The 24,720-nt window shown below is 67.0% G+C and carries 26 protein-coding genes; 19 read left to right on the top strand and 7 right to left on the bottom strand.

Translation table 11 applies throughout. The features are described from left to right. Positions 1-53 precede the first annotated feature (53 nt). Entirely contained in the window at positions 54-791 is a 738-nt protein-coding gene (locus tag NOM55_RS02710) for a beta-ketoacyl-ACP reductase (RefSeq protein ID WP_255907382.1), read from the top strand. A 100-nt stretch (positions 792-891) separates the two neighbouring features. Continuing rightward, positions 892-1,392, top strand: coding sequence for a GAF domain-containing protein (locus NOM55_RS02705; protein ID WP_255907381.1), 501 nt, complete (start codon positions 892-894; stop codon positions 1,390-1,392). Here NOM55_RS02705 and NOM55_RS02700 read toward each other — a convergent pair. From NOM55_RS02700 to NOM55_RS02690, 3 genes are all read right to left on the bottom strand, one after another. Continuing rightward, complete coding sequence (locus tag NOM55_RS02700) at positions 1,370-2,419, bottom strand: DNA-binding protein (RefSeq protein ID WP_255907380.1); 1,050 nt, start codon at positions 2,417-2,419, stop codon at positions 1,370-1,372. The two genes, NOM55_RS02705 and NOM55_RS02700, sit on opposite strands and share 23 nt — an antisense overlap. A 68-nt stretch (positions 2,420-2,487) precedes the next feature. Further along, positions 2,488-4,548, bottom strand: coding sequence for a cache domain-containing protein (locus tag NOM55_RS02695; protein WP_255907379.1), 2,061 nt, complete (start codon positions 4,546-4,548; stop codon positions 2,488-2,490). Continuing rightward, positions 4,527-5,915: a sigma-54 dependent transcriptional regulator gene (locus NOM55_RS02690; protein ID WP_255907378.1), complete on the bottom strand. Its 1,389-nt coding sequence runs from the start codon at positions 5,913-5,915 to the stop codon at positions 4,527-4,529. Before NOM55_RS02690 ends, NOM55_RS02695 begins: the two co-directional genes overlap by 22 nt. 242 nt (positions 5,916-6,157) lie before the next feature. Here NOM55_RS02690 and fdnG point away from each other — a divergent pair, with 242 nt between their 5' ends. The 7 genes from fdnG to NOM55_RS02655 all read left to right on the top strand — a co-directional run bounded on the left by fdnG (position 6,158) and on the right by NOM55_RS02655 (position 14,282). Further along, positions 6,158-9,214 (top strand): formate dehydrogenase-N subunit alpha, encoded by a 3,057-nt coding sequence (gene fdnG / locus NOM55_RS02685; RefSeq protein WP_255907572.1) that lies wholly within the window; start codon positions 6,158-6,160, stop codon positions 9,212-9,214. Positions 9,215-9,226: 12 nt separating this feature from the next. Further along, positions 9,227-10,126: a formate dehydrogenase subunit beta gene (gene fdxH, locus NOM55_RS02680; RefSeq protein ID WP_047965406.1), complete on the top strand. Its 900-nt coding sequence runs from the start codon at positions 9,227-9,229 to the stop codon at positions 10,124-10,126. Then, positions 10,123-10,743: a formate dehydrogenase subunit gamma gene (locus NOM55_RS02675; protein ID WP_255907377.1), complete on the top strand. Its 621-nt coding sequence runs from the start codon at positions 10,123-10,125 to the stop codon at positions 10,741-10,743. The genes fdxH and NOM55_RS02675 overlap by 4 nt, the downstream gene beginning before the upstream one ends. Further along, positions 10,740-11,609, top strand: coding sequence for a formate dehydrogenase accessory sulfurtransferase FdhD (gene fdhD, locus NOM55_RS02670; protein WP_255907376.1), 870 nt, complete (start codon positions 10,740-10,742; stop codon positions 11,607-11,609). The genes NOM55_RS02675 and fdhD overlap by 4 nt, the downstream gene beginning before the upstream one ends. After that, positions 11,593-12,474, top strand: coding sequence for a formate dehydrogenase accessory protein FdhE (gene fdhE / locus NOM55_RS02665; protein WP_255907375.1), 882 nt, complete (start codon positions 11,593-11,595; stop codon positions 12,472-12,474). Before fdhD ends, fdhE begins: the two co-directional genes overlap by 17 nt. Before the next feature lie 187 nt (positions 12,475-12,661). Beyond that, entirely contained in the window at positions 12,662-13,636 is a 975-nt protein-coding gene (gene moaA / locus NOM55_RS02660; RefSeq protein WP_255907374.1) for a GTP 3',8-cyclase MoaA, read from the top strand. Position 13,637: 1 nt separating this feature from the next. After that, on the top strand, positions 13,638-14,282 hold the full coding sequence (locus tag NOM55_RS02655) for a carbonic anhydrase (RefSeq protein ID WP_255907373.1): 645 nt from the start codon (positions 13,638-13,640) through the stop codon (positions 14,280-14,282). A 293-nt stretch (positions 14,283-14,575) separates the two neighbouring features. On the opposite strand, the gene mobA is transcribed toward NOM55_RS02655, so the two are convergent. From mobA to mobB, 4 genes are read right to left on the bottom strand one after another with little or no spacing between them, the layout of a single operon-like run. Next, positions 14,576-15,163 carry a molybdenum cofactor guanylyltransferase MobA gene (gene mobA / locus NOM55_RS02650; RefSeq protein ID WP_255907372.1) on the bottom strand — a complete coding sequence of 196 codons (588 nt, stop codon included), beginning with the start codon at positions 15,161-15,163 and terminating at the stop codon, positions 14,576-14,578. Next, positions 15,156-15,617, bottom strand: coding sequence for a molybdenum cofactor biosynthesis protein MoaE (locus NOM55_RS02645; RefSeq protein WP_255907371.1), 462 nt, complete (start codon positions 15,615-15,617; stop codon positions 15,156-15,158). Before NOM55_RS02645 ends, mobA begins: the two co-directional genes overlap by 8 nt. Position 15,618: 1 nt before the next feature. Beyond that, on the bottom strand, positions 15,619-15,870 hold the full coding sequence (locus tag NOM55_RS02640; protein WP_255907370.1) for a MoaD/ThiS family protein: 252 nt from the start codon (positions 15,868-15,870) through the stop codon (positions 15,619-15,621). Continuing rightward, the gene (gene mobB / locus NOM55_RS02635; RefSeq protein ID WP_255907369.1) at positions 15,867-16,361 is read right to left on the bottom strand and encodes a molybdopterin-guanine dinucleotide biosynthesis protein B; all 495 of its coding nucleotides are present in this window, start codon (positions 16,359-16,361) and stop codon (positions 15,867-15,869) included. Before mobB ends, NOM55_RS02640 begins: the two co-directional genes overlap by 4 nt. A gap of 77 nt (positions 16,362-16,438) precedes the next feature. Between mobB and moaC the strand changes: the two genes are divergently transcribed. The 10 genes from moaC to NOM55_RS02585 all read left to right on the top strand — a co-directional run bounded on the left by moaC (position 16,439) and on the right by NOM55_RS02585 (position 24,622). Further along, a complete protein-coding gene (gene moaC / locus NOM55_RS02630) occupies positions 16,439-16,945 on the top strand; it encodes a cyclic pyranopterin monophosphate synthase MoaC (protein WP_120810102.1) in 507 nt (168 codons plus the stop codon). 23 nt (positions 16,946-16,968) lie between these two features. Beyond that, positions 16,969-18,870: a type IV pili methyl-accepting chemotaxis transducer N-terminal domain-containing protein gene (locus tag NOM55_RS02625; RefSeq protein ID WP_255907368.1), complete on the top strand. Its 1,902-nt coding sequence runs from the start codon at positions 16,969-16,971 to the stop codon at positions 18,868-18,870. Next, on the top strand, positions 18,867-19,520 hold the full coding sequence (locus NOM55_RS02620; protein WP_120809926.1) for a response regulator transcription factor: 654 nt from the start codon (positions 18,867-18,869) through the stop codon (positions 19,518-19,520). Before NOM55_RS02625 ends, NOM55_RS02620 begins: the two co-directional genes overlap by 4 nt. 83 nt (positions 19,521-19,603) lie before the next feature. Further along, positions 19,604-20,359, top strand: a complete 756-nt coding sequence (locus NOM55_RS02615; protein WP_255907366.1) for a TOBE domain-containing protein — start codon at positions 19,604-19,606, stop codon at positions 20,357-20,359. An 11-nt stretch (positions 20,360-20,370) separates the two neighbouring features. After that, complete coding sequence (gene modA / locus NOM55_RS02610) at positions 20,371-21,117, top strand: molybdate ABC transporter substrate-binding protein (protein WP_255907365.1); 747 nt, start codon at positions 20,371-20,373, stop codon at positions 21,115-21,117. After that, positions 21,114-21,512, top strand: a complete 399-nt coding sequence (locus NOM55_RS02605; RefSeq protein WP_255907364.1) for a TOBE domain-containing protein — start codon at positions 21,114-21,116, stop codon at positions 21,510-21,512. Before modA ends, NOM55_RS02605 begins: the two co-directional genes overlap by 4 nt. Continuing rightward, complete coding sequence (gene modB, locus NOM55_RS02600; RefSeq protein WP_120809930.1) at positions 21,509-22,183, top strand: molybdate ABC transporter permease subunit; 675 nt, start codon at positions 21,509-21,511, stop codon at positions 22,181-22,183. The genes NOM55_RS02605 and modB overlap by 4 nt, the downstream gene beginning before the upstream one ends. Further along, positions 22,180-23,034 (top strand): ABC transporter ATP-binding protein, encoded by an 855-nt coding sequence (locus tag NOM55_RS02595; RefSeq protein WP_255907363.1) that lies wholly within the window; start codon positions 22,180-22,182, stop codon positions 23,032-23,034. The genes modB and NOM55_RS02595 overlap by 4 nt, the downstream gene beginning before the upstream one ends. 114 nt (positions 23,035-23,148) lie before the next feature. Next, positions 23,149-24,147 carry a sulfate ABC transporter substrate-binding protein gene (locus tag NOM55_RS02590; RefSeq protein ID WP_120810103.1) on the top strand — a complete coding sequence of 333 codons (999 nt, stop codon included), beginning with the start codon at positions 23,149-23,151 and terminating at the stop codon, positions 24,145-24,147. Beyond that, on the top strand, positions 24,125-24,622 hold the full coding sequence (locus NOM55_RS02585; RefSeq protein ID WP_255907362.1) for a hypothetical protein: 498 nt from the start codon (positions 24,125-24,127) through the stop codon (positions 24,620-24,622). The genes NOM55_RS02590 and NOM55_RS02585 overlap by 23 nt, the downstream gene beginning before the upstream one ends. Positions 24,623-24,720: the final 98 nt, after the last annotated feature.

Genomic DNA, 24,720 nt, shown 5'->3' with positions numbered 1-24,720 from the left:
AAGGGGGCGCTAGCATCCCCCTCATTCCGACAAAAAGACAAGGAGTCAGCATCATGAGCAAGCGAATCGCGTTGGTTACCGGGGGCATGGGCGGTATTGGCACCGCCATCTGCAAGGCACTGGCCGACAGCGGCCACATCGTGGCCACCACCTACAGCAAGCCGGGCAAGGATCAGGCCTGGCTGGCGGACATGAAGGGCCAGGGTTACGACTTCCACGCCTTCCAGTGTGATGTCAGCGATTTTGATTCGTGCCAGCAGGCGGTTGCCGCCATCACCGAGCGGCTTGGCCCGGTGGACGTGCTGGTCAACAACGCCGGCATTACCCGCGACGCCAGCTTCCGCAAGCTGGGCAAGGCCGACTGGGACGCGGTAATCAGCACCAACCTCGATTCCGTATTCAACGTGTGCAAGCCGGTAGTGGAATCGATGCTGGAGCGCGGTTTCGGTCGCGTGATCAACATCTCGTCGATCAACGGCCAAAAAGGCCAGTTCGGCCAGACCAACTACTCCGCCGCCAAGGCCGGCATGCACGGTTTCACCATGGCGCTGGCACAGGAAGTGGCTCGCAAGGGCGTGACCGTCAACACCATCAGCCCGGGTTACATCGGCACCGACATGGTGATGGCGGTACCGGAAGACGTGCGCAACAAGATCATCGCGCAGATCCCGGTCGGCCGCCTGGGCCAGCCGGAAGAAATCGCCGGTCTGGTCAACTACCTGGCCTCCGATCTGGCCGGTTTCATGACCGGTGCCGACTTCGCCATCAACGGCGGTCAGCACATGATGTAAGCGCGTCCGCCGCAAGGTTGGCCGCACGCAAAAAGCCGGGATGCATTCCCGGCTTTTTTGCTATGCTGCGTTCCCCTTTTTACACTGATGGAGTCCTGCCATGGCAGAACAGCTGCTGATCGCCGAAGGCTCGCGCGAGGCGCAATACCAGGCCCTGTTACCACAGGTGCTGGCACTGATCGAATCCGAGAGCGACATCGTCGCCGCCATGGCCAACTGCAGCGCCGCGATCCAGCAGACCTTCAACTGGCTGTGGACCGGCTTTTATCTGGTCAAGGACGAACAGCTGGTGCTGGGGCCGTTCCAGGGGCCGATCGCCTGCACCCGGATCCCGAAGGGCCGCGGCGTGTGCGGCAGCGCCTGGGCGCAGGCACGGACGCTGATCGTGCCGGACGTGGACGCCTTCCCCGGCCACATCGCCTGCTCGTCGGCGGCGCGCTCCGAGATCGTGCTGCCGGTGTGCGATGCCGCCGGCACGGTGGTGGCGGTGCTGGACATCGACGCCAGCGAACTGGCGCAGTTCAGCGACCTTGACCAGCGCTACCTGGCGCCGGTGTGCGCCGCGCTGGGCAAGCTGTTCAGCCAGCCAGCAAGCGCCTGACCTGCTCCGCCAGCTGCGGCGCCGGCATCGCGCCCAGCTGTGCCTGCTCGGCCTGCAGCCACAGCAGCAGGTGCGGCAGGCGGTGCTGCAGCAGTAGCGCCTGCTCCTGCTGCAGTTGCTGCAGCGCCGTGCTGTGCTGCTGCTCGGTGGCGGCCAGTTCGGCGTGACGTTGCTGCCACTGCTGCCGCAGCGTGTCGCTGTCCGCCAGCTGCCCCTGCACCGCCGCCAGTTCTGCGGCCAACCTGCCATTCTCCTGCGCCCGTTGCGCCAGCTGCTGCTGGCTGCTGTCGCGCAGCGCCGCCAGTTGCTGGGCCAGCTGTTGCCGTTCCGCCTGCCACTGTTGCTCGCGCTGGCGCAGCAGCGTGCGCTCGTCCTCCACCTGCTGGTACAGCTGGATGCGCATGCCTTCCAGCCGCTCGTAGGCCAGTGCCTCGCGCCGCTCACCATCCTGCTGCAATTGCTGTAACTGCACCGCATGGCGCGCTTCCAGCGCCTCGACGCGCTGGTCGGCGGCCTGCTGCGTGGCGATGATCTGGCTGCGCGCCTGCTGCAATGCCGCTTCGCTGCTGAGGGCGCGCGCCTCCTGTGCCGCCAGCGCCTGCTGCAACTGTGTGAGGTTGGCCGCCAGCTGCTGCTGCGCCTGCTCGGCGCTGTCGCAGCGCTGGCTCAGCGCCAGTTGCTGTGCGCTGGCGGCGGCCAGTTCGCGCTGCGCCTGCGCCAGCTCGGCGACCAGCCGTGCCACTTCCTGCTGCGCTTCTTCGCGCAAGCCGGCTAGATTCTGCTCCGCCTCACCGCAGGCCTGCTGCCAGACCTGGGCGAAGGCCTGCGCCAGCGCCGGCGACCACTCCGGGTGGCGGGCACTGGTCGCCATCTTGCCGAGGAATTCCTGCCGCCACTGACGCAAGGTGTTGTTGATGGTGGTATTGGAACCGGTGCCCAGCCGTGCGCGCACCTCCTGCACCGTCGGCCACACGCCGGCGCTGACCAGTTCCAGCGCCATGTCGCGCACTCGTGTATGAATATCCATGCTTGTTTACCTGCTGGCTGTCTGCCTTGTTCTGCGTCGGCACAACACGCCGATTTCTGCAGCGGTGCTTATAACACTGCCAGCCCCACCGCGGCCAGTGCCGGCTCGCACGGCAGCCACACGCTGAACACCGCGCCGCCCTGCGGCTGGTTGGCGGCCTCGATCACGCCGCCACTGCGCTCCGCCAGCCCCTGGCACACCCATAGCCCGAGGCCGGTGCCGTCGTGCTTGCTGGTGAAGAAGGGATCGAAAAGCCGCGCCATGTCGGCCTCGGCGATGCCGCTGCCGTTATCGGCCACGCTCAGGCGCAGTCCGGGGCGGCCGTCGCTGCCGGGTGCGTCGTGTACCGACAGCGTCAGCACCCCGCCCTGCGGCATCGCCTGGATCGCGTTCAGGATCAGGTTGATCAGGATCTGCTGCAGCTCGAAACGGTTGGCCAGCAGCGTGGCACGGCTATGCCACTGTTTCACCACCGCGATATTGCCGCGGTTCATCTGGTAGCCGACCAGCAACAGGCTGTCCTGAAACACCTCCTGCGGCTGCACCTGCTGCAGGTCGCCGGCGTATTCGCTCGGCCGCGCGTACTGCAGCAGCTTGGCCACGATCAGCTGGATGCGTTGTACCTGCTCGCGCATCAGGCGGATTTCCGGCAACACCGGTGTCGCCGCCTCGCCGAGCAGCTCCTGCATCAGCTCCAGATTGCCCTGGATCACCGCCACCGGATTGTTGATCTCGTGCGCGGTGCCGGCCGCCAGCTGGCCGATGGCGGCCAGTTTTTCCGACTTGAACAGCTGCTGCTGCGCGCTGAGCAGGGTATGGTTGGCCGCCGCCAGCTCACGCGTGCGCTCCGCCACCTTGTCGTCCAGCTCGCCGGCCCAGCGCAGCATCGCCTGATTCTGCAATTCCAGCCGCGCCAGCAGCGCGTCGAAATGCGCGGCCAACAGGGCCAGCTCGTCCTGCTGCGGCAAGGCGCCGACGCGGGCATCCAGCCGGCCGGCGGCCACCGCGCTCATGGTCTGGCGCAGGCGCTCCACCGGGGCTATCACCGAACGCGCAAAGCGCCAGCTCACCCACGTCGCCGCCGCCATGGTGATGGCGAACAGCACGAACAACACCGCCAGCGCCATCCACTTGGCCAGCACGAACGGCTGCTCCAGAAAACCGACGTACAGCATGCCGATACGTTGGCCGCGGCTGTCCAGCAGCGGCTGGTAGCCGGACACATACCAGTCGCCGATCACCCGCGCCCGGTTCAGCCACGCCTGACCGCGGCCCAGCACCTGCTCCGACACCTCCTGCGACACGCGGCTGCCGATGGCGCGCCCGCCGCGCGGGTAGGTCACCGTGGTGGCGATGCGGGTGTCGTCGAGGAACAATGTGGCCGAGCCGCGGCTGCGGATCGGCAGCGAACCCTGCGGATACACCAGATGGCGGATGCGGTCGATGAACTCGATGTTGCGGTTCAGCAGCACGCCGCCAACCAGTACCAGCGGCTGCCCCGGCACCTTGGCCGCGGCGTGCAGCAGCAGGCCGTTGTCACTGACATTGCGCCGGCTCGGCCGCGCGCCGGGCGTCGCAAGCAATTCGATGTGCGAGCGCGCCTGCAGCAGCGGCGACAGCGCGGCCAGCTGCGCCGGGTTGAACACGTCCAGCGTGGCGCGCTGCGTGCCGCTGCTGGCGGCCAGCACCACCGCCGGCTGCGGGTAGCGCAGGCCGTGGCTGGCCGGCAGCGAAGCGGCCACCACCTGCTGGCGCGCGTCCAGCAACAGCAGGTAGTCCAGCCCCAGGCTGCGCGCGCGTTCGCGCAACAGCGCGTCGGGCGAAGTTGCGCGCGGCTGGCGGCGGGTATCGGCCAAGGCCTCGGAACTGGCCAGTGCCTCGATGCTGCGGCCAACGTCGCTCTGCACCCGCTCGAAATAGGTGGCCGCCACCGCCAGATCGCTGCGCACCTTGAAAACCAGCAGCTCCTCGAACGCTGCCCCGCCCCAGCCGGCCAGCAACAGCAGCAGCACCGGAAAGCCGACTACCAGCGGCAGCAGCGCGAGGGTGACGAAGCGGGTGCGTACCGAACGGTTCAGCGGCTGCAGCAGGCGTCGCCACAGGCCGGCTACTCGCCCCAGGACAGGCATTTGCGCTCCAGGGTCTTGCGGGAAATGCCGAGCCGACGCGCCGCTTCCGACTTGTTGCCGGCGCAGGCGGCCAGCACCGCGCGGATATGGCGGGTTTCGACCTGGCTCAGGCTTTCTTCCGCCGGCACCGCCCCGGTTGCCAGCTCGCCGACGGCCGGCGGCAGTCGCGTCGCCGGCAGGTCCTGCGGCAGATAGCCGAGAATCAGCGAGCGTTCGATCAGGTTTTTCAGCTCACGCACATTACCCGGCCAGTCGTAGGCGGCCATTGCCACCAGCAGCTCCGGCTCCACCTCCACCGGCGCCACCCCCAGCGCCGGGCTGAGCAGGTCCATGAAGTGCGCCACCAGCTCCGGCAGGTCCTCGGTGCGCTCGCGTAGCGGCGGCAGCGCCAGCTCCAGCACCTGCAAGCGGTAGTACAGGTCGGCACGGAAACGGCCGGCGGCGACCTCGTCCGCCAGCGGCTTGTTGCTGGCGGCGATCACCCGCACGTCGACCTTGATTTCCTGCTCCGAGCCGACCGGGCGGATGCTGCGCTCCTCCAGCACCCGCAGCAGCTTGGCCTGGATCGCCAGCGGCAACTCGGCGACCTCGTCCAGGAACAGCGTGCCGCCGCGCGCGTAGTAGAACAGCCCGTCGCGGCTGGCGGCGGCGCCGGTATAGGCGCCCTTGAGATGGCCGAACAGCTCGCTCTCGATCAGCTCCTGCGTGATCGCCGCGCAGTTGACCGGCACGAAGCTGGCGTTGGCGCGCGGGCTGAGCTGGTGCAGCGCGCGCGCCACCACCTCCTTGCCGGTGCCGGATTCGCCCTGGATCAGTACCGTCGACGGCATCGGCGCGAAGCGCTGCAACAGGCCGCGCAGCTCGGTGATCGCCGCCGAGTGCCCGATCAGACCGTCGCGGCTGACCTTGCTACGGCTGGCGTGCGACGCCACCTCGCGGCGCAGCACCCAGTTTTCCGCCTCCAGCCGCGCACGCTCGAAGGCACGCCTGGCGGCGTTGATCAGCTGCGCCAGCGAGAACGGCTTGAGCAGGAAATCCGACGCGCCGGCACGCAGCGCGTCGATGGCGGTTTCCACGTCGGCAAACGCGGTCATCAGGATCACTTCGCTGTTGACGCCGCGTTCGCGCAGCTGCTTCAGCCAGTTGACGCCGGAGACGCCGGGCAGCGAAATGTCGAGCACGATCAGGTCGAAGCGCTGCTGCGCCACCAGCGGCTCGGCCGCTTCCACGCTGCCGGCGGTGTGCACGCTGCCGCAGCGCGATTCCAGCGCCCGCTTGATGAAATTGACCATGCCCGGCTCGTCATCGACCACCAGCACGCTGTAGCTGTCCCATTGCTTGGCTGCCGCATTTTTGCTTGCGGCCAACGTTTCGTCTTGCTGCAAAAGCTTGTTCCCCTTATGGACAAATTGACCCAGAGCGCGCAGCGGCGTTGCGACTATTTGTCCGTTCAAGCCGGGCTTGATTGCCGGCATTCATGATGCAAGTGATTGTTTGTACTGGGTATTGGCAAAAACCCTACCACGGGCACGGCAAATGCTATGCCAAGGCTATTGCGCGGGCCCGCCCGCGTCAAACGCGACAACCCAAAAACAAGAGGAGAGCCATGATGGAAGTGAACCGGCGGCAGTTCTTCAAACTGAGCGCGGCGCAGATCGGCACCGCCAGCCTGGTGGGCATGGGCTTCAGCCCGAGCCAGGCGCTGGCCGAGGTGCGCCAGTACAAGCTGATGGGCGCCAGGGAGACACGCAACACCTGTACCTATTGCTCGGTCGGCTGCGGCGTGATCCTGTACAGCCTCGGCGATGGCGCCAGGAACGCCAAGTCGGAGATCTTCCACATCGAGGGCGATCCGGATCACCCGGTCAGCCGCGGCTCGCTGTGCCCGAAAGGCGCCGGCCTGCTCGACTTCATCCACAGCCCGAAGCGGCTGCAATACCCGGAAGTGCGCGAGGCCGGCAGCAGCGAGTGGAAACGCATCGACTGGCATGACGCCATCCACCGCATCGCCAAGCACATGAAAGCCGACCGCGACGCCAACATCGTCGAGAAAAACGCCGACGGCGTGCCGGTCAACCGCTGGCTGACCACCGCGATGCTGACCGCCTCCGCCGGCTCCAACGAGACCGGCATCATCACCCAGAAATTCCTGCGCAGCCTGGGCATCATCGCCACCGACGCGCAGGCGCGCGTCTGTCACGGCCCGACGGTGTCGGCGCTGGCCTCCACCTTTGGCCGCGGCGCGATGACCAACAGCTGGGTCGACATCAAGAACGCCGACTTCATCCTGGTGATGGGTGGCAACGCCGCCGAGGCGCACCCGGTCGGCTTCAAGTGGGCGATCGAGGCCAAGAAGACGCGCGGCACCAAGCTGATCGTGGTCGATCCGCGCTACAACCGCACCGCCGCGGTGTCCGACCTCTACCTGCCGATCCGCGCCGGCGCCGACATCCCCTTCCTGGGCGGCGTGATCAACTGGCTGATCGCCAACGACAAGATCCACTGGGACTACGTGAAGGCCTACACCAACGCCAGCTTCATCGTCGGCGACGGCTTTGCCTTCGAGGACGGCCTGTTCAGCGGCTACGACGAGGCCAAGGGCAAGTACGACCGCAGCAGCTGGAGCTACGCGCTGGACGAGGCCGGCAACGCCAAAACCGACCCCACGCTGCAACACCCGCGCTGCGTGTGGCAACTGATGAAGGCGCACTTCGCCCGCTACACGCCGGAAGTGGTCACCAACCTGTGTGGCACGCCGGTGGATGGTTTCCTCGAGGTGTGCAAGCAGCTGGGCGAAACCGCGCGGCCGGACAAGGTCGGCACCATCCTGTACGCGCTGGGCTGGACGCAGCACACCGTCGGCGCGCAGAACATTCGCACCATGGCGATGATCCAGCTGCTGCTGGGCAATATGGGCATGCCCGGCGGTGGCGTGAACGCGCTGCGCGGCCACTCCAACATCCAGGGGCTGTCCGACCTCGGCCTGCTGTCGACCAGCCTGCCCGGCTACCTGACGCTGCCCAACGAAAAAGACCACCCCGACTTCGCCAGCTATCTCGCCAAGACCACGCCCAAGCCGCTGCAGCCGGGACAGATGAACTACTGGGGCAACACGCCGAAGTTCTTCGTCAGCCTGATGAAGTGGCTGTGGGGCGACAACGCGCGCCAGGACAACGACTGGGGTTACCACTGGCTGCCGAAATGGGACAAGCTGTACGACGTGCTGCACATCGTCGAGCTGATGCACCAGGGCAAGATGAACGGTTTCATCGTGCAGGGCTTCAACCCGTTGGCGTCGTTCCCCGACGCCAACAAGGTCACCGAATCGTTCTCCAAGCTGAAATACATGGTGGTCATCGACCCGATCGCCACCGAGACCTCCACCTTCTGGCAGAACCACGGCGACAGTCACGACGTCGATCCGGCCAAGATCCAGACCGAGGTGTTCCGCCTGCCGTCCACCTGCTTTGCCGAGGAAGACGGCGCCATCGTCAACTCCAGCCGCTGGCTGCAGTGGCACTGGAAAGGCGCCGATGCACCGGGCGAGGCCAAGGGCGACAACGAGATCATCGGCGAGCTGTTCACCGCGCTGCGCGAGCTGTACCGCAAGGACGGCGGCAAGGTGGCGGACCCGATCCTCAACGTGGCGTGGCACTACCGCGACCCGGCGGCGCCGTCGCCGGAGGAGCTGGCAAAGGAAATGAACGGCAAGGCGCTGGCCGACCTGATGGACCCGGCCGACCCAAGCAAGGTGCTGGTGAAAAAAGGCGAGCAGATCCCCGGTTTTGCCGTACTGCAGGACGACGGCAGCACCAGCAGCGCCTGCTGGATCTTTGCCGGCTGCTGGACGCAGGCCGGTAACCAGATGGCGCGTCGCGACAACAGCGACAGCGGCCTGGGCAACACCCCCGGCTGGGCCTGGGCGTGGCCGGCCAACCGCCGCATCCTGTACAACCGCGCCAGCTGCGACCCGGCCGGCCAGCCGTGGGACGCCAAGCGCAAGCTGATCGGCTGGAACGGCGAAAAATGGAGCGGTGCCGACATCCCCGACTTCAAGGCCGATGCCGGCCCGGATTCCGGCATGAACCCGTTCATCATGAACCCGGAGGGCGTGGCGCGACTGTTCTGTACCGACAAGCTGGCCGACGGCCCGTTCCCCGAGCACTACGAGCCGATGGAAAGCCCGATCGGCACCAACCCGCTACACCCGAAAGTGGTCAGCAGCCCGGCGGTACGCATCTTCAAAACCGACCGCGAGCGCCTGGGCACCCATCACGACTACCCGTACGTCGGCACCACCTATCGCCTGACCGAACACTTCCAGTTCTGGACCAAGTCGGTGCTGCTCAACGCCATCGCGCAGCCGGAGCAGTTTGTCGAAATCGGCACGGCGCTGGCCACGGAAAAAGGCATCGCCCAGGGCGACACGGTGAAAGTTAGCTCCAAGCGCGGCTTCATCAAGGCCAAGGCGGTGGTCACCAAGCGGCTGATGGCGCTGCAGGTCAACGGCCAGACCGTGCACCAGATCGGCATTCCGCTGCACTGGGGCTGGGAGGGCGTGGCACAGAAGGGTTACCTCACCAATGCGCTGCCGCCGGCGGTGGGCGACTGCAACACGCAGACCCCGGAATACAAGTCTTTCCTCGTCAACCTGGAAAAAGCATAAGGAGCGCCGGACATGGCATTGCAATCCCTGGACATTACCCGCCGCTCCGCCAGCCCCACGGCCAGCCCGCAAGCGCGCAAGACCATCGAGATCGCCAAGCTGATCGACGTGTCCACCTGTATCGGCTGCAAGGCCTGTCAGGTGGCGTGTTCGGAGTGGAACGACATCCGCGAGGAAGTCGGCCACAACATCGGCGTCTACGACAACCCGACCGACCTCTCCGCCGACGCGTGGACGGTGATGCGCTTCGCCGAGGAAGAGAGCAACGGCAAGCTGGAATGGCTGATCCGCAAGGATGGCTGCATGCACTGCGCCGACCCCGGCTGCCTGAAGGCCTGTCCGTCGCCGGGCGCCATCATCCAGTACAGCAACGGCATCGTCGATTTCCATCAGGAAAACTGTATCGGCTGCGGCTACTGCGTGTCCGGCTGCCCGTTCAACGTGCCGCGCATCAGTCAGAAGGACAACAAGGCCTACAAGTGCACGCTGTGCTCGGACCGAGTTGCCGTTGGACAGGAGCCGGCCTGCGTCAAGACCTGCCCTACCGGCGCCATCCAGTTTGGCTCCAAGGAAGACATGAAGCAGGTCGCCGCCACGCGGGTCACCGATCTCAAGCAGCGCGGCTATGACAACGCCGGCCTGTACGACCCGCAGGGCGTCGGCGGCACCCACGTGATGTACGTGCTGCACCACGCCGACAAGCCGGAGCAGTATTCCGGCCTGCCGAAAGACCCGCAGATCAGCACCACGGTGCAGCTGTGGAAAGGCTGGCTCAAGCCACTGGCCACCATCGGCATCGCCGCCGCCGGCCTGTTCGGTTTCTTCCACTACATCACCGTCGGCCCCAACCGCGCCGACGACGAGGACGACAGCGCGGCCAACGTTGGCCGCAACGAGGAGGACAAGGCATGAAACCGCAACTGATCCAGCGCTACTCGGCACCGGAACGCATCAACCACTGGATTGTGGCCGTCTGCTTCATCCTGCTGGCGCTGTCCGGACTGGCGTTTTTCTACCCGGCGTTTTTCTGGCTCACCGGCGTGTTCGGCACACCGCAGCTGGCGCGCATCATCCACCCCTTTGTCGGCGTGCTGATGTTCGTTGCCTTTGCGCGGCAATTCTTCCGCTACTGGCACCACAACCTGCTGACGCGTGACGACATCCAGTGGATGAAGTCGGTGAAAACGGTGATGCAGGGCCACGAGGTCGGCGACACCGGCAAGTACAACGGCGGCCAGAAAGGCATGTTCTGGATGATGTGCGCCTGCATGCTGGTGCTGCTGGTTTCCGGCATCATCGCCTGGCGCCCCTACTTCGCCATCCACCTGCCGATTCCGCTGATCCGCGTCGCGCTGCTGGCGCACGCCTGTGCCGCCATCGCACTGATCGCCAGCATCATCGTGCACGTGTACGCCGCGTTCTGGGTGAAGGGCACCATCCGCGCGATGGTGGAAGGCGTGGTTACCCACGGCTGGGCGAAGAAGCACCACCCGCGCTGGTATCGCGAAGTAACGGGCAAGCCGAAATGAGCGGCCACTGCCCGTTACCGCTGGCGGCCGACGCGCAGCCGGCCAGCCGCCGCCTGCCGGTACTGCGGCTGGCCGGCGCGGCGGCCAAGCTTGCCGAGGACCAGCTGATCGAGGAAGTGCCGGTGGCGATGGTGTACAACGGCGTGTCGCACGCGGTGCTGCTGGCCACGCCCTGTGATCTGGCCGACTTCGCGCTCGGCTTTTCGCTGAGCGAGCACATCCTGCACACCCCCGGCGAGCTGTACGACTGCGAGATCGTCGCCGGCGAGCACGGTGTCGAGCTGCGGCTGGAGATCGCCAGCGCCCGTTTTGCCGCGCTGAAGCAGCGCCGGCGCAGCATGGCCGGCCGTACCGGCTGCGGCCTGTGCGGCGTCGACAGCCTGGACGCAGTGGCGCAGACCATCGCGCCGCTGCCGTTGCGGCCAACCTTGCATGCCGCCGCGGTCGCCCGCGCGGTGGCGGAGCTGCCGCACTGGCAGCCGTGGCACCACGCCACCGGCGCCGCCCACGGTGCCGCCTTCTGCAATGCCGACGGCGACATCCTGCTGGCGCGCGAGGATGTTGGCCGCCACAACGCGCTGGACAAGCTGATCGGCGCGCTGCGCCGCCAGCGGATCGACACCGGCGACGGCTTTGTGCTGGTTTCCAGCCGCGCCAGCTACGAGATGGTGCAAAAGACCGCCAGCGCCGGCATCGCCGCGCTGGTGGCGGTATCGGCGCCGACCGCCTACGCCGTGGCGCTGGCCGAATCCTGCGGTCTGCTGCTGGCCGGCTTTGCCCGCCCCGGACGGCTGGTGGCCTACAGCCAGCTGCCGCGCCTGATCTGCCCCGAATTGACGAGACCTCACCATGACCCCGTTTGTTGATGCCGCGGCCCCCGCCGCCACTCCGGCGCTGCGCCTGGCCGGCATGACCGTGTTCAGCCGCCGCGCCGAGCGCCTGCTCGCCCTCGCCGATGGCCACCCGATGCGCGATTTCCTGCTGTTTTGTGCCGCCCTGGCGCGCGCCCAGCACGCCTGCCTGGCTACCCGGGTGGAACACGCGGTGGCCGACAGTGCCAGCCTGCGCCAGCTGCTGACGCTGCTGCAGCGCCATCTGGATGTCGAGCTGCCGCCCGACAGCCACAGCGCGCTGCTGTGCCTGCTGGCGCTGGACGATGCCGCGCTGCAGGTGCTGGCCGACGCATTGCGCCACGGTCAGTACGACGCGCACAGTCCGCTGGCCGCCGCCTGGCCCTTGCTTGGTGCCGCGCTGCAGGTGCAGGCCACCATCGTCGTGCGGCAGCAGGACATTGCCGCGCTGACGGCCAGCGAGACGGCATGCTGCCCGGCCTGCGGCGGCCTGCCGGTGGCGTCCGTGCTGCGCCGTGGCGACAGCGGGCACGCCGTGCGCCACGTCTGCTGTTCGCTGTGCGCCAGCGAATGGCACGTCAGCCGCGTCAAGTGCGTCGCTTGCGGCAATACCCGCCAGCTGCAGTACCGCAGCCTCGCCGACCGTGATGCCGCCGCGCCGCAGCCGGACCGCAAACAGCCACACGCCCATCGCGGCACGCAGGAGCTGGAATGCTGCGACAGCTGCCACGGCGCGCTGAAGGTGGTGTCGCGCCTGCAGGATGCCCAGGCCGATGCCTTTGCCGACGATGTCGCATCGCTGGCGCTGGACCTGCTCGCCGGTGACGCCGGCTATGGCCGCATCGGCTTCAATCCCTACTTCCTGCCGGCCCAGGACTGAGCCGCGCCACCGCCGGCAAACACGCCGGTTCGCCACGAGCTGTAAGCTGCAGCGCCCTGCCACGACCAAGTGTCAGGGCGCCGCCCTAGTTCTTACGATCTAGCCGCGATAATGCTTTGTGTGACTGGCAGGCTGTTTGCTAGTGAGTAGAATGAGTCATACCCCCCACTTAACGGAAGGACGCCGCATGTTGTCAGACCGTTTCGGCCGCACCATCGACTACCTGCGTATTTCAGTCACCGATCGCTGCGACCTGCGCTGTACCTATTGCATCCCCAAAGGCTTCAAGGGCTTTGAGGAACCAAGCAACTGGCTGACCTTCGACGAGATCACCCGCGTGGTCGCCGCGTTCAGCCGCCTGGGCACCCGCCGCTTCCGCCTCACCGGCGGCGAGCCGCTGCTGCGCCGCAATCTGCCCGCGCTGGCCGCCAGCCTGTCGGCGCTGGAAGGCGTCGATGACCTGTCGCTGACCACCAACGCCACCCAACTCAGCCTGCAGGCGCAGGCGCTGCGCGACGCCGGCGTCAACCGCATCAATGTCAGCCTCGATTCGCTGCGCGACGACTGCGTCAGCCGCATCACCGGGAGCGACTGCTTGGACAAGGTGCTCGGCGGCCTCGCCAGCGCCAGCCAGGCCGGCTTCGACAGCATCAAGATCAACATGGTGCCGATGCAGGGCATCAACGACGGCGACATCGAAGCCATGGTCGCGTTCTGCATCGAGCACGGCTTCATCCTGCGCCTGATCGAGGCAATGCCGATGGGCAGCACCGGCCAGCACACCGCCGGCCTCGACCTGCAGAAGCTGCTGGCACAGCTGCAGCCGCGCTTTGGCCTGCTGCCGTCGGACCAGCCGCTGGGCGGCGGCCCGGCCCGCTACTGGCGCACGCCGGACGGCCGCTTCACCCTCGGCCTGATCACCCCGATCTCGCAGCACTTCTGTGCCAGCTGCAACCGCGTACGACTGTCGGTGGATGGCACGCTGTACATGTGCCTGGGGCAGGAAGAACGCTTCGAACTGCGCCCGCTGCTGCGTGCCGGCTGTAGCGATGCCGAGCTGGAGGCCGCCATCCGCGACGCCATCGAGCTGAAGCCGGAAAAGCACGAATTCCTCGAACAACCGACGCGCATCGTGCGCTTCATGTCGATGACCGGAGGCTGACATGCCACTGGCCGACCCGCTGCTGGAAGGTTTTCGCCGTTTCCAGCAGCAGTATTTCTCCCCCGAAAACGACCTGTTTGCCGCGCTGCGCCACGGCCAGCACCCGGTCACGCTGGTGATCGCCTGTTGCGATTCGCGCGTGCACCCGCCAGCGCTGATGGGCAGCCAGCCCGGCGAGATGTTCGTGATCCGCAACGTGGCCAACCTGGTGCCGCCCTGTTCGCCGGACAACCAGCACGCCAGCGTTGCCGCGGCGCTGGAATTCGCGGTGCTCAACCTGCAGGTGGCACGCATCATCGTGATGGGCCATGCCGGTTGCGGGGGCATTCGTGCACTAATGCAGCGCAGCACGCCCCAGGACAGTGCATTGACGCGCTGGCTGGACATCGCCGCCCCGGCGCGCGAGCTGGTCTACCGCCACCACGCGGCAGAGGACGAGGCTACCCGCCTGCGTCGTTGCGAACAGGCCGGCATCCTGGTGTCGCTCAACAACCTGCTGACCTATCCGTGGCTGGCCGACAAGGTGAAAGCCGGCGAAGTCGCCCTCGACGGCTGGTATTTCGATCTTAACGACGGCACGCTGTGGGGGCTGGACGCACCGTCCAACCAGTTCGTGCCGCTGGTCTGCCCGCTCGGCCAGCAATAAGCCCGTCCCTTGCATGCGATATGGTGCCCTGGTGGCGCCATATTTGCGTCTGCTGCAAGCCAGTTCGGCTTGGAAAAAGGACACCCCGCTCGCCATCAGTCCCTGTCTCGATTGTCACGCAATGACGGTCGGCTCGGCCCCCGAGGCGCATCTGGCGCAACCGCGGCAGTGCGTCACCGCCAGCAACCGACGCCTGGACAAACGGCGAACTGCCGCTGGCAAAACATTGCGGCCAACCTTGTGCAAGGTTGGCCGCAATGCGTGCCGGAACCGGCTCGCGGGAGCGCGTCAGGCTACTGGCCGAGCTGGGCCAGCGACTGCGGATCGTTGAGATTGCTGAAGGCGCGGGTGTCGTCGAAGTTGACGATGCGGCAATCCAGCAGCGCGAGAAAACCGCGCAGGCTGCGCCCGCCGCTGGCCAGATAGTCCGGCAGGCGCGCCAGCGCGCTACGGCGCAGCAGTGCACACACCGGTTGCGGCCCGTTGATGGTGTAGGGACAGCAGGCGTCGGCGCGACGCTCTGTCTGCAGGATGGCCAGCTGTCGCGCCACCAGATCGGCCGGCAGCAAGGGCGCGTCGCACGGCACCAGCTGCACGTAGTCGATGCCGTCCGGCAGCTTGTCCGCCAGCGAGGCAACCCCGGCCAGTGGCCCCATGCCCTGCCATGCCGACTCGTCGGCAAACACGGCATGGCCGCTGGTGGCGTAGTCGTCCAGATGACGGTTGGCGCTGATCGCGAGCCAGCCGGCCTGTGGCGCCAGCCGCGCCAGCACGTGGCGGTATAAGGGTTGGCCGCACCACGGCAGCAAGCCCTTGTCCTGACCGCCCATGCGCCGGCCTTCACCGCCGGCCAGCAGCAGCACTGCCACCTGTTCAGTCATGCCAGCGCCCGCATGCCGCATCGTCGCTGGCCTTGGCTTCGACCCAGCGGCTGCTGCCGTCGACAAAATCCTCGCGTTTCCAGAACGGGGCCTGTGTCTTCAGGTAGTCCATCAGGTATTCGGCGGCGGCAAAGGCACCGGCGCGGTGGCCGGCGGCGATGAGCACCAGCACGATGGGCTCGCCCGGCGCCAGCGCCCCGACGCGATGGATGACGCGACAGGCGCTCACTGGCCAGCGCGCGGCGGCCTGCTCGGCGATACGGCGGATCTCGGCCTCGGTCACGCCGGGGTAGTGTTCGAGAAACAGCGCCGCCAGCGGCACGGCTTCGTCGTGGGCGCGCACCATGCCCTGGAAGGCCACCAGCGCCCCGGCGTCGCCGGCGTGCGCGCGCAGCGCCAGCTCTTCGGCGCCAAGGTCGAAGGCGGCGGTTTGTACGGTGATGTCGCAGTACATGTCAGCCCCCGGTCACGGGTGGCAGGATGCCGACTTCGGCACCGTCCGGAATCGCCGCGTCGCCGCGCACGATCTGCTGGTTGACCACCAGGCGGAACACCTTGCCCGGTGCCAGCGCCAGCGCCCAGTCCTCGCCGCGGCAGCGCAGCAAGTCCAGCAGGGTGGCGGTGGTGCCGCCGTCCCAGGCCAGCGTTTCCGTGCTGCAGCCCAGCGTGTCCTTGAGGACACCAAAATACAGTAGCGTGATGCTCATGCAGAATCCTTCAACCAGTTGGCAATAAAATCGGCAATCGCGGCGTGGTCGTCCAGCGGCAATTGCGGCAAATCGGTTTCGGCGGCGCAGTCGCTGGCCAGCGCGATCACGAACGGGTCGTCCGGGTACAGCCACGGCTTGGCGCAGGCGCTGCGGTGTACTTCGATGCGCGGCACCGGCAACGTTTTCTGGCCTTCCAGCAGCACCAGGTCGACTGCGGCCAACCTTGACAGCTGCTGCGCAAGCGTGAGCGGCTGCGGCGTCTCGACAAACAGGCCGAAGCGGTAGGGCGACACCACCATCACCTCGTGCGCGCCACTGGCGCGGTGGCGCTGGCTGTCCTTGCCGGCCACGTCCAGTTCGATGTCGTGATGGCTGTGCTTGATCACCGACACCGTCAGTCCGCGCGCGGCCAGTAGCGGCAACAGCGCGCCGATCAGCGTGGTTTTGCCACTGCCGGACCAGCCGGCAATGCCCAGCACTTTTTGCATACCCTCTCCCTTTGGTGGATTGTGGTCTACGCCATACGGCGCTATCGTTCAACCAGACTCCACACTCGATGATCCAGATGAATCCGCTTACCCATTTCAATGCCGCCGGCCAGGCCCACATGGTCGATGTCGGCGACAAGCCGGAAACCCGCCGCGTGGCGGTGGCCACCGGCCATATCACCATGCTGCCGGCCACCTTTGCGCTGCTGCAGGGCGGCAATGCCAAGAAGGGCGACGTCATCGGCATCGCCCGCCTGGCCGCCATCCAGGGCACCAAGCAAACTGCGAACCTGATCCCGCTGTGCCACCCGCTGGCGCTGACCCGTGTCAACGTCGATTTTAGCGTGGATGAGGCGCTGTCGCGGGTACACATTTTCGTCACCAGCGAGACCGTGGGCCGTACCGGCGTGGAAATGGAAGCGCTCAGCGGCGTGATGGCCGGCCTGCTCACCGTCTACGACATGCTGAAGGCGGTAGACCGCGGCATGCAGATCGACGGCGTGCGCCTGCTGGAAAAACAGGGCGGCAAGAGCGGCCACTGGCAAGCCGACAGCAACGATTCTGCGCTGCGCGACCAGTGCTGACCATACGCCGGACGACCTAAGCCATGCCCCTGCCCGCCCCCCCCTCCGTGCGCAGCCTGTCCAGCAAGCTGCTGATCCTGACCATCGTCTGGCTGGTGCTGGCGATGACCTCCATCGGCTACACCCTGGTGCTGTCGTGGAAACTGGAAGGCGGCGCCGCCGCCATCAACGACGCCGGCAGCCTGCGCATGCGCAGCTATCGTGTCGCGCTGCTGGTCAGCGAAGGCGCCGATCCGGCCCAGGTCCAGCAGGAAGCCGCCCAGTTCAGCGACACCATGGCGCGACTGCGCAAGGGCGACCCGGCGCGGCCGCTGTTCCTACCCGACAATGTCGAAGTGCGCTCGCAGGCGGCGGAAATCGCCCGCTACTGGCAGCACGAGATGTTGCCGAAGCTGGAACAGGTACAGCTCGACCCGCGCCGCAATACCACCCGCGTCGACCTGGGCGCCTTCGTCAACCGCATCGACAAGCTGGTACGGCTGGTGGAAGAAGACAACGCGCGCAATACCACGCTGCTGCGCTTCTTCCAGATGACGCTGATGGCGATGGCCATCATCGGCGCCATCACCATGATGTACCTGATGTTCCTGCTGATCATCCGCCCGCTGAACGAGCTGGGCGACGCCATCGTGCAGGTGCGCGACGGCGAGCTGGCGACCCGGGTACCGGTGGTCGGCAACGACGAGTTCGCCATCCTGTCCGCCGGCTTCAACCAGATGGCCGGCCGCCTGCAGGAGCTGTACGCGACGCTGGAAGACAAGGTGCGAGACAAGACGCGCTCGCTGGACGAGAAAAACCGCCAGCTGACCACGCTGTACGGCGTCACCGCCTACCTGCACGAATCGCACGACCTCAACACCATGTGCAAGGGCTTTATCGAGCGTCTGATCCAGCTGACCAATGCCGACGCCGCCAGCGTGCGTATCGTCGACAGCAAGCGCGGCAAGCTGGAGCCGGTGGCGCAGATCGGCCTGCCGGACGGCATGATCCACACCCACGACTGCGCCCACATCGACAGCTGCTACTGCGGCGCCGCCGTCGAGCAGCCCAGCTCGGTGATCCGCCTGTTCCGCGAGCTGCCGCAAAAGGAACAGAAACACTGCGAGCGCGCCGGCTTTCGCAGCGTGTCGATCTTCCACATTCGCGTCAACCAGCAGAACGTCGGCATCTTCACCCTCTATTTCCGCGACGACACCCGCCTCAGCGCGCAGGAACAGTTCCTGATCGAGACGCTGGGCAGCCACCTCGGCGTCGCCATCGAGAACCTGCGTCTGGCCGCCCGCGACCGCCAGTTTGCGGTCTCGGAAGAGCGCAACCTGATGGCGCAAGGCCTGCACGACAGCATCGCGCAGTCGCTGTCCTTCCTCAATCTGCAGGTGCAGATGCTGGAAAGCGCGCTTGGCGACACCCAGGACGAGCAGGCGCGCGAGAACCTGGCCTTCATCAAGACCGGGGTGCAGGAGTGCTACGAGGATGTGCGCGAACTGTTGCTCAACTTCCGCACCCGCATCAGCAAGGAAGACTTCCCCGACGCGGTCAACACCCTGCTCAAGCGCTTCGAGCAGCAGGCGGGGGTGCTGACCCAGTACCAGCTGCGCGGCAACGGCCTGCCGCTGAACCCGGAACAGCAACTGCAGGTGATCTTCATCCTGCAGGAGGCGCTGTCCAACGTGCGCAAGCACGCGCAGGCGCACCGCGTCGACATCGACATCGACAACCACGACGACTTCGTGATGCGCATCAGCGACGACGGCTGCGGCTTTGACGCCGCGGTGCTGGCCGCGCGCCAGGCACGCCACGTCGGCATGTCCATCATGCAAGAGCGGGCATCGCGCATCAACGCCCGCATCCAGATCGAAAACCGGGACGGCGGCGGCACCACCGTCACCCTCACCCTGCCGCACACAGAAAGACAAGCCGCATGAGCACTGCCATCCGTATCTTACTGGTCGACGACCACACCCTGTTCCGCAGCGGCCTCAAGGCGCTGCTGCAACGCCAGCCGGATTTCGAGGTCATCGGCGAGGCCGCCGACGGGCTGGAAGGCGTGAAGCAGGCCGAACTGCTCAAGCCCGACGTGGTGCTGCTGGACCTGGACATGCCGGTGATGCACGGCCGCGACGCGCTGTCGCAGATCCTGGTCACCCAGCCGCAGCTGGCGGTGCTGATGCTGACCGTGTCCGAGGACGGCGAAGACCTCGCCGAGTGCATGAAGAGCGGCGCGCGCGGTTACCTGCTGAAGAACATCAATGCCGACTTCCTGCTCAGCAGCATCCGCCGCGCGGTGGACGGTGACAGCGTGCTGTCGCCGGAGATGACTGCCAAGCTGGTGGCGCGCCTGCGCGCTCCGGTCGCCGAGCCGCGCAACCAGGAGCTGGACAGCCTGACGCCGCGCGAGCGCGAAACGCTCAGCTACCTCGCCTCCGGCGCCAGCAACAAGGAAATCGCCCGCGCGCTGGATCTGGCGGAAAGTACCATCAAGGTGCACGTGCAGAACATCCTGCGCAAGCTGAGCTTGAGCAGCCGGGTGCAGGCGGCGGTGTATGCGGTGGAGCACGGCCTGGACAAGGCCTAATACCGCGCGTCATGACAAGGGGCTTGCGTGGCCCCTTGTTTCGCGCTAACGTTATCCCGTTTTTGAATAGCGAAAGAATAGCGATGAGCGAATTGCTGCATCCCTTCGCCGGCAAGGGCACCGGCCAGCGCATTGCACTGTTGCGCGCCATCCGTGAGCACGGTTCGATCAGCGCCGCCGCGCGGCAGTGCCAGCTCAGCTACAAGGCGGCGTGGCAACACATCGACAACATCAACAACCTCAGCCCGCAACCGCTGGTGGCGCGACTAACCGGCGGCAAGGGCGGCGGCGGCACACGGCTGACGGCGCTGGGCGAACAGCTGCTGGACGCGTGGGAGAAAACCGGCGTCGCGCTGCAGGCCGGATCCATGCAGGAGCGGCAGACGCTGGCGCTGCTGGGCCGGCTGGCGGTGCGCACCTCGGCGCGCAACCAGCTGGCCGGCGAAATCAGCCACATCCAGCGCGGCGCGGTCAACGACACCATCACCCTGCGCCTGCCAGGCGGCAGCCAGCTGCAGGCACAGATCACCCGCGAAAGCTGCGACGAGCTGGCGCTGCACGAAGGCGGCCACGCCATCGCGCTGATCAAGGCGTCGTGGATCACCCTGGCGCTGCCGCAGGCGGCGGCGCAGGTCGCCATCGCCAACCGCCTGCCGGGCAAGGTTGGCCGCATCACCGCCGGCCTGGTCAACAGCGAGGTGATCGTCACCCTGCCCGGCGGCTACAGCCTGTGCGCGATGGTCGACAACGACAGCCTGACCAGTCTCGCCATCGCGGTGGACGACGCAGTGTGCGCGCTGTTCTCGTCCCAGAGCGTGATTCTGGGCATTCTCGACTGAACGGAAACCCGATGAAACCTACCCTGCTGTGCAGTCTGCTGGCGCTGTGCGCCGCCTCTTTCGCCAACGCCGCCCCGGTACAGGTGGCGGTGGCGGCCAACGTGCAGTACGCCTTTGCCGACATCGCCGCCAGTTTCAGCCGCGATACCGGCATTGCGGTGCAGCCATCGTTCGCCTCCTCCGGCAAGTTCGCCACCCAGATCATGAACGGCGCGCCGTTCGAGCTGTTCCTGTCCGCCGACAACGAGTTCCCGCAAAAGCTGGCGCAGGCCGGCTTTACGCTGCAGGCACCGAAAAGCTACGCGCTGGGCGCGCTGGTGCTGTGGTCGAAAGACCCGCAGTTCAACACCAAGCAGTGGCAGCAGTGGCTGGCAGCCAGCCGCGGCAAGATCGCCATCGCCAATCCGCGCACCGCGCCCTACGGCAGCGAGGCGCTGCGGGTGCTGGACTACTACCGGCTGAGCGACAGCGTCACGCCGCGGCTGGTCAGCGGCGACAACATCGCGCAGGCGGCGCAGTTCGTCGACAGCGGCGCGGCCCAGGCCGGCTTTGTCGCCAAGGCGCTGGTGCTGGCGCCGCAGATGAAGGGCGTGGGCCGCTGGGTCGACATCCCCGCCGCCAGCCACCAACCCATCGTGCAGGACATGGTGTTGCTGAAGCCGGCAGCGACCAATCCGGACGCCCGCAAGCTGTTCGACTACCTGTCCGGCCCGGCCGCGCGGCAGATCCTGCAACGCTACGGCTACCGCCTGCCATGAACCGGTTGCCGGCCACCATCCACGCCCTGCACAGCGCCGACGGCCTGCACCTGCTGGAGCTGACGCTGTGCGGCCAACCTTGCACCGCGTTTGCCAGCGCCGCGCTACCGCCGTGGCAGGCCGGGCAAACGGTGGAGGTGCTGTTCCGCGAGCTGGACGTGGCACTGTCCACCGCGCCCTGCCCGACGCTGAGCATCCGCAACAGCCTGCCGTGCCGCATCGTGGCCATCCGCCACGGCGAGCTGTTCAGCGATGTCACGCTGCACAGCGCCGGCGCCACACTGCACGCGGTGATTACCCGCCGCTCCTGCGACTCGCTGGCGCTGCATGAGGGCATGACGGTGTACGCGCTGATCAAGTCCAATGCGCTGCAACTGCTGGAGCCGGCACCATGAGCGGACTCGACCTCGCCCCGCTGTGGCTGACCTTCCGCCTGGCGGCGACCACCACCCTGCTCCTGCTGCTGCTCGGCCTGCCGCTGGCGGCGTGGCTGGCGCACAGCCGCTCGCGGCTGCGGCCGCTGGTGGACACGCTGGTGGCGATGCCGCTGGTGCTGCCGCCGTCGGTGCTCGGCTTCTACCTGTTGCTGGCACTGTCGCCGGCCAATGCGCCCGGCGCTTGGCTGCGTGAGCTGTTCGGCGTCAACCTGGTGTTTTCCTTTGCCGGGCTGGTGATCGGCTCGGTGCTGTTCAGCCTGCCGTTCATGGTGCAGCCGGTGGCGGCGGCGCTGAGCGGCTTGCCGCCCAGCCTGCGCGAGGCGGCCTGGACCATGGGCAAATCGCGGCTCTCCACCCTGCTGCGCGTCGAGCTGCCGTGCGTGCGACCGGCGCTGGTGGCCGGCGTGGTGATGAGCTTTGCCCACACCGTCGGCGAATTCGGCCTGGTGCTGATGATAGGCGGCAACATCCCTGGCGTGACACGGGTGGCGTCGATCGCGGTCTACAACGAGGTCGAGGCGCTGAACTACCCGGCCGCCCACGCCTACGCCGCCATCCTGTGCGCGTTCTCCTTTGCCGTGGTGTTGCTGGTCAACCTGTTGCGCCGCCGCGCGGAGCGTATCGCATGATCGAATTTTCGCTGCAAAAAACCCGCCACGGCGCCAACGGCCAGCTACGGCTGGATGTCGCTGCCACGCTGGCCGCTGGCAGTTTTACCGTGCTCAGCGGCGCGTCCGGCGCCGGCAAGACCACACTGCTGCGGCTGCTGGCCGGGCTGGAAGCGGCCGATGGCGGCTGGCTGCGGGTGAACGGCGCCGACTGGCTGCGCGGCGGCCACAGCCTGCCGGTGCAGCAGCGCCGCATCGGCATGGTGTTCCAGGATTACGCGCTATTCCCGCACCTCAGCGTGGCGGACAACATCGCCTTTGGCGCCGCGCGCGGCGAGCGCGCCCTGGTGCAGGAGCTGCTGGAACTGTGCGGGCTGGCGGCGCTGGCGCGGCAGTATCCGGCACAGCTGTCCGGCGGCCAGAAGCAGCGCGTGGCGCTGGCGCGGGCGCTGGCGATGCGGCCAACCTTGCTGTTGCTGGACGAGCCGCTGTCGGCGCTGGATCACGGCCTGCGCCGCGAGCTGCAGCGGATGTTGCGTGACATGCACCAGCGCTTTGCGCTGACCACGGTGATGGTCAGCCATGATCTGGGCGAGATCTTCGCGGTGGCCGACCAGGTGCTGCAGCTGGAGCACGGCCGCATCAGCGCGCAGGGCACGCCGGCGCAGGTGTTTCTGCAGACGCCGCGTGACAGCAGCCGCATCGCGCTGCACGGCGAGGTGCTGGCCTGCCAGCCGGCCGACGTGATGTGGCGGGTGACGGTGCTGGTCGCCGGCGAGCTGGTGGAAGTGCTGCTCAGCGCGCAGGACGCCGCCACGCTGAGCGCAGGGCAACGCATCCGGCTGTCGGCCGGCGCCCTGCAACCGGGCTAGCACGGGGTCGTTGATATCGCCAAACGCGATTAGCAATACAGTTTTTCTTGGTTTGTTTGCATAAGGGCGCCCGCTACAGTGGTGCCATCACTGCACGCACACAAGGAAACCATCATGTCGTTCTCGTCCCGCCAGATCATCGCCGCCCTGCTGCTGGGCAGCGCCAGCTTCGCCTACGCCGACGTCAGCCTGCTGAATGTGTCCTACGACCCGACGCGCGAGCTGTACCAGGATTTCAACACCGCCTTTGCCAAGCACTGGAAGGCCAAGACCGGTGAAACCGTCACCATCAAGCAGTCGCACGGCGGCTCCGGCAAGCAGGCGCGCGGCGTGATCGACGGCCTGGAAGCCGACGTGGTGACGCTGGCACTGGCCTACGACGTCGACGCGCTGCACACCGAGGCCAAGCTGATCCCTGCCAACTGGCAGAAACGCCTGCCGAACAACGCCGCGCCGTACACCTCCACCATCGTATTCCTGGTGCGCAAGGGCAATCCGAAAGCGATCAAGGACTGGAACGACCTGACCCGCCCTGGCGTGGAAGTGGTGACGCCGAACCCGAAAACCTCCGGCGGCGCGCGCTGGAACTACCTGGCGGCCTGGGGCTACGCGCTGAAACAGCCGGGCGGCAACAACGCCAAGGCACAGGACTTCGTGAAGAAGGTGTTCCAGAACGTGAAGGTGCTGGATTCCGGCGCCCGCGGCTCGCTGGTCAGCTTTACCCAGCGCGGCATCGGTGACGTGCTGCTGTCGTGGGAGAACGAAGCCTACCTCGCCACCAAGGAACTGGGCCCGGACAAGTTCGATATCGTGACCCCGTCGCTGTCCATCCTGGCCGAACCGCCGGTCAGCGTGGTGGACAAGGTGGTCGACAAGCGCGGCACGCGCAAGGTGGCCGAAGCCTATCTGCAATACCTGTACAGCCCGCAAGGCCAGGAACTGGCGGCGGCCAACTACTACCGTCCGCGTGACGCCAAGGTGGCCGCCAAGTACGCCGACAAGTTCAGCAAGGTGAAGCTGTTCACCATCGATCAGGTATTCGGCGGCTGGACCCGCGCGCAGAAGACCCACTTCGCCGATGGAGCGATCTTTGACCAGATCATTGCCCGTTGAGCCTGCTGCCGCGCTGAGCACGCTGCTGGTGCTGGCCGACGCCCACGAGGCGGATGGCCACACCCTGCTGCGGCTCGGGCACCAGCAGAACGCGCTGTTGCTGGCGCGCGCAGCCGAGCTGGACGAGTGGCTGCACAGCCACGGCAAGAGCGTACTGCTGCTGGCCGCCGGCGAGCTGTGCCTGCCGGCACTGGCGGTGCTGGCGCGCCATCCGCAGCGCGCCCTCGCCGCCCTGCTGCTGTCCCCCAGCGGCGATCTGGCCGCCGCCGCGCCGCTGCCCTTCCCCAGCCTCACCGTCTGCCACCCGCCGCAGGCGCACTGGCCGCGACTGACCAGCACCGTCGCCTTTGCCAGCCGCTGGGGCAGCCGGCTGCACACCCTGCGCGGCGAAGGCGATGCCGCGCTCGGCGAATTGCGCCTGCTGCTGCAACAGCTGCGCCAGCAGGTGGAAGGTTGGCCGCAAGGCAACCTGTAGTCCGCGCGCCGCCTGGCACCCGGCCGCTGGCACGACCGTTCCCTCTCTCCCCGATCTGCTTTCCCTGACGGCACGCGTACTGCGACCGTTGTCCGGCT

The organism is Vogesella sp. AC12 (genome assembly GCF_024437575.1).
Classification (GTDB): Bacteria; Pseudomonadota; Gammaproteobacteria; order Burkholderiales; family Chromobacteriaceae; genus Vogesella; species Vogesella indigofera.
Note: the sequence above shows the minus strand (reverse complement) of the source record. Positions and strands in the feature narration are given on the sequence as shown.

Coding starts and splice junctions, on each gene's coding strand:
- NOM55_RS02710 (WP_255907382.1), top strand. CDS start 54: ATGAGCAAGCGAATCGCGTTGGTTACCGGGGGCATGGGCGGTATTGGC.
- NOM55_RS02705 (WP_255907381.1), top strand. CDS start 892: ATGGCAGAACAGCTGCTGATCGCCGAAGGCTCGCGCGAGGCGCAATAC.
- NOM55_RS02700 (WP_255907380.1), bottom strand. CDS start 2,419: ATGGATATTCATACACGAGTGCGCGACATGGCGCTGGAACTGGTCAGC.
- NOM55_RS02695 (WP_255907379.1), bottom strand. CDS start 4,548: ATGCCTGTCCTGGGGCGAGTAGCCGGCCTGTGGCGACGCCTGCTGCAG.
- fdnG (WP_255907572.1), top strand. CDS start 6,158: ATGGAAGTGAACCGGCGGCAGTTCTTCAAACTGAGCGCGGCGCAGATC.
- fdxH (WP_047965406.1), top strand. CDS start 9,227: ATGGCATTGCAATCCCTGGACATTACCCGCCGCTCCGCCAGCCCCACG.
- NOM55_RS02675 (WP_255907377.1), top strand. CDS start 10,123: ATGAAACCGCAACTGATCCAGCGCTACTCGGCACCGGAACGCATCAAC.
- fdhD (WP_255907376.1), top strand. CDS start 10,740: ATGAGCGGCCACTGCCCGTTACCGCTGGCGGCCGACGCGCAGCCGGCC.
- fdhE (WP_255907375.1), top strand. CDS start 11,593: ATGACCCCGTTTGTTGATGCCGCGGCCCCCGCCGCCACTCCGGCGCTG.
- moaA (WP_255907374.1), top strand. CDS start 12,662: ATGTTGTCAGACCGTTTCGGCCGCACCATCGACTACCTGCGTATTTCA.
- NOM55_RS02655 (WP_255907373.1), top strand. CDS start 13,638: ATGCCACTGGCCGACCCGCTGCTGGAAGGTTTTCGCCGTTTCCAGCAG.
- mobA (WP_255907372.1), bottom strand. CDS start 15,163: ATGACTGAACAGGTGGCAGTGCTGCTGCTGGCCGGCGGTGAAGGCCGG.
- NOM55_RS02645 (WP_255907371.1), bottom strand. CDS start 15,617: ATGTACTGCGACATCACCGTACAAACCGCCGCCTTCGACCTTGGCGCC.
- NOM55_RS02640 (WP_255907370.1), bottom strand. CDS start 15,870: ATGAGCATCACGCTACTGTATTTTGGTGTCCTCAAGGACACGCTGGGC.
- mobB (WP_255907369.1), bottom strand. CDS start 16,361: ATGCAAAAAGTGCTGGGCATTGCCGGCTGGTCCGGCAGTGGCAAAACC.
- moaC (WP_120810102.1), top strand. CDS start 16,439: ATGAATCCGCTTACCCATTTCAATGCCGCCGGCCAGGCCCACATGGTC.
- NOM55_RS02625 (WP_255907368.1), top strand. CDS start 16,969: ATGCCCCTGCCCGCCCCCCCCTCCGTGCGCAGCCTGTCCAGCAAGCTG.
- NOM55_RS02620 (WP_120809926.1), top strand. CDS start 18,867: ATGAGCACTGCCATCCGTATCTTACTGGTCGACGACCACACCCTGTTC.
- NOM55_RS02615 (WP_255907366.1), top strand. CDS start 19,604: ATGAGCGAATTGCTGCATCCCTTCGCCGGCAAGGGCACCGGCCAGCGC.
- modA (WP_255907365.1), top strand. CDS start 20,371: ATGAAACCTACCCTGCTGTGCAGTCTGCTGGCGCTGTGCGCCGCCTCT.
- NOM55_RS02605 (WP_255907364.1), top strand. CDS start 21,114: ATGAACCGGTTGCCGGCCACCATCCACGCCCTGCACAGCGCCGACGGC.
- modB (WP_120809930.1), top strand. CDS start 21,509: ATGAGCGGACTCGACCTCGCCCCGCTGTGGCTGACCTTCCGCCTGGCG.
- NOM55_RS02595 (WP_255907363.1), top strand. CDS start 22,180: ATGATCGAATTTTCGCTGCAAAAAACCCGCCACGGCGCCAACGGCCAG.
- NOM55_RS02590 (WP_120810103.1), top strand. CDS start 23,149: ATGTCGTTCTCGTCCCGCCAGATCATCGCCGCCCTGCTGCTGGGCAGC.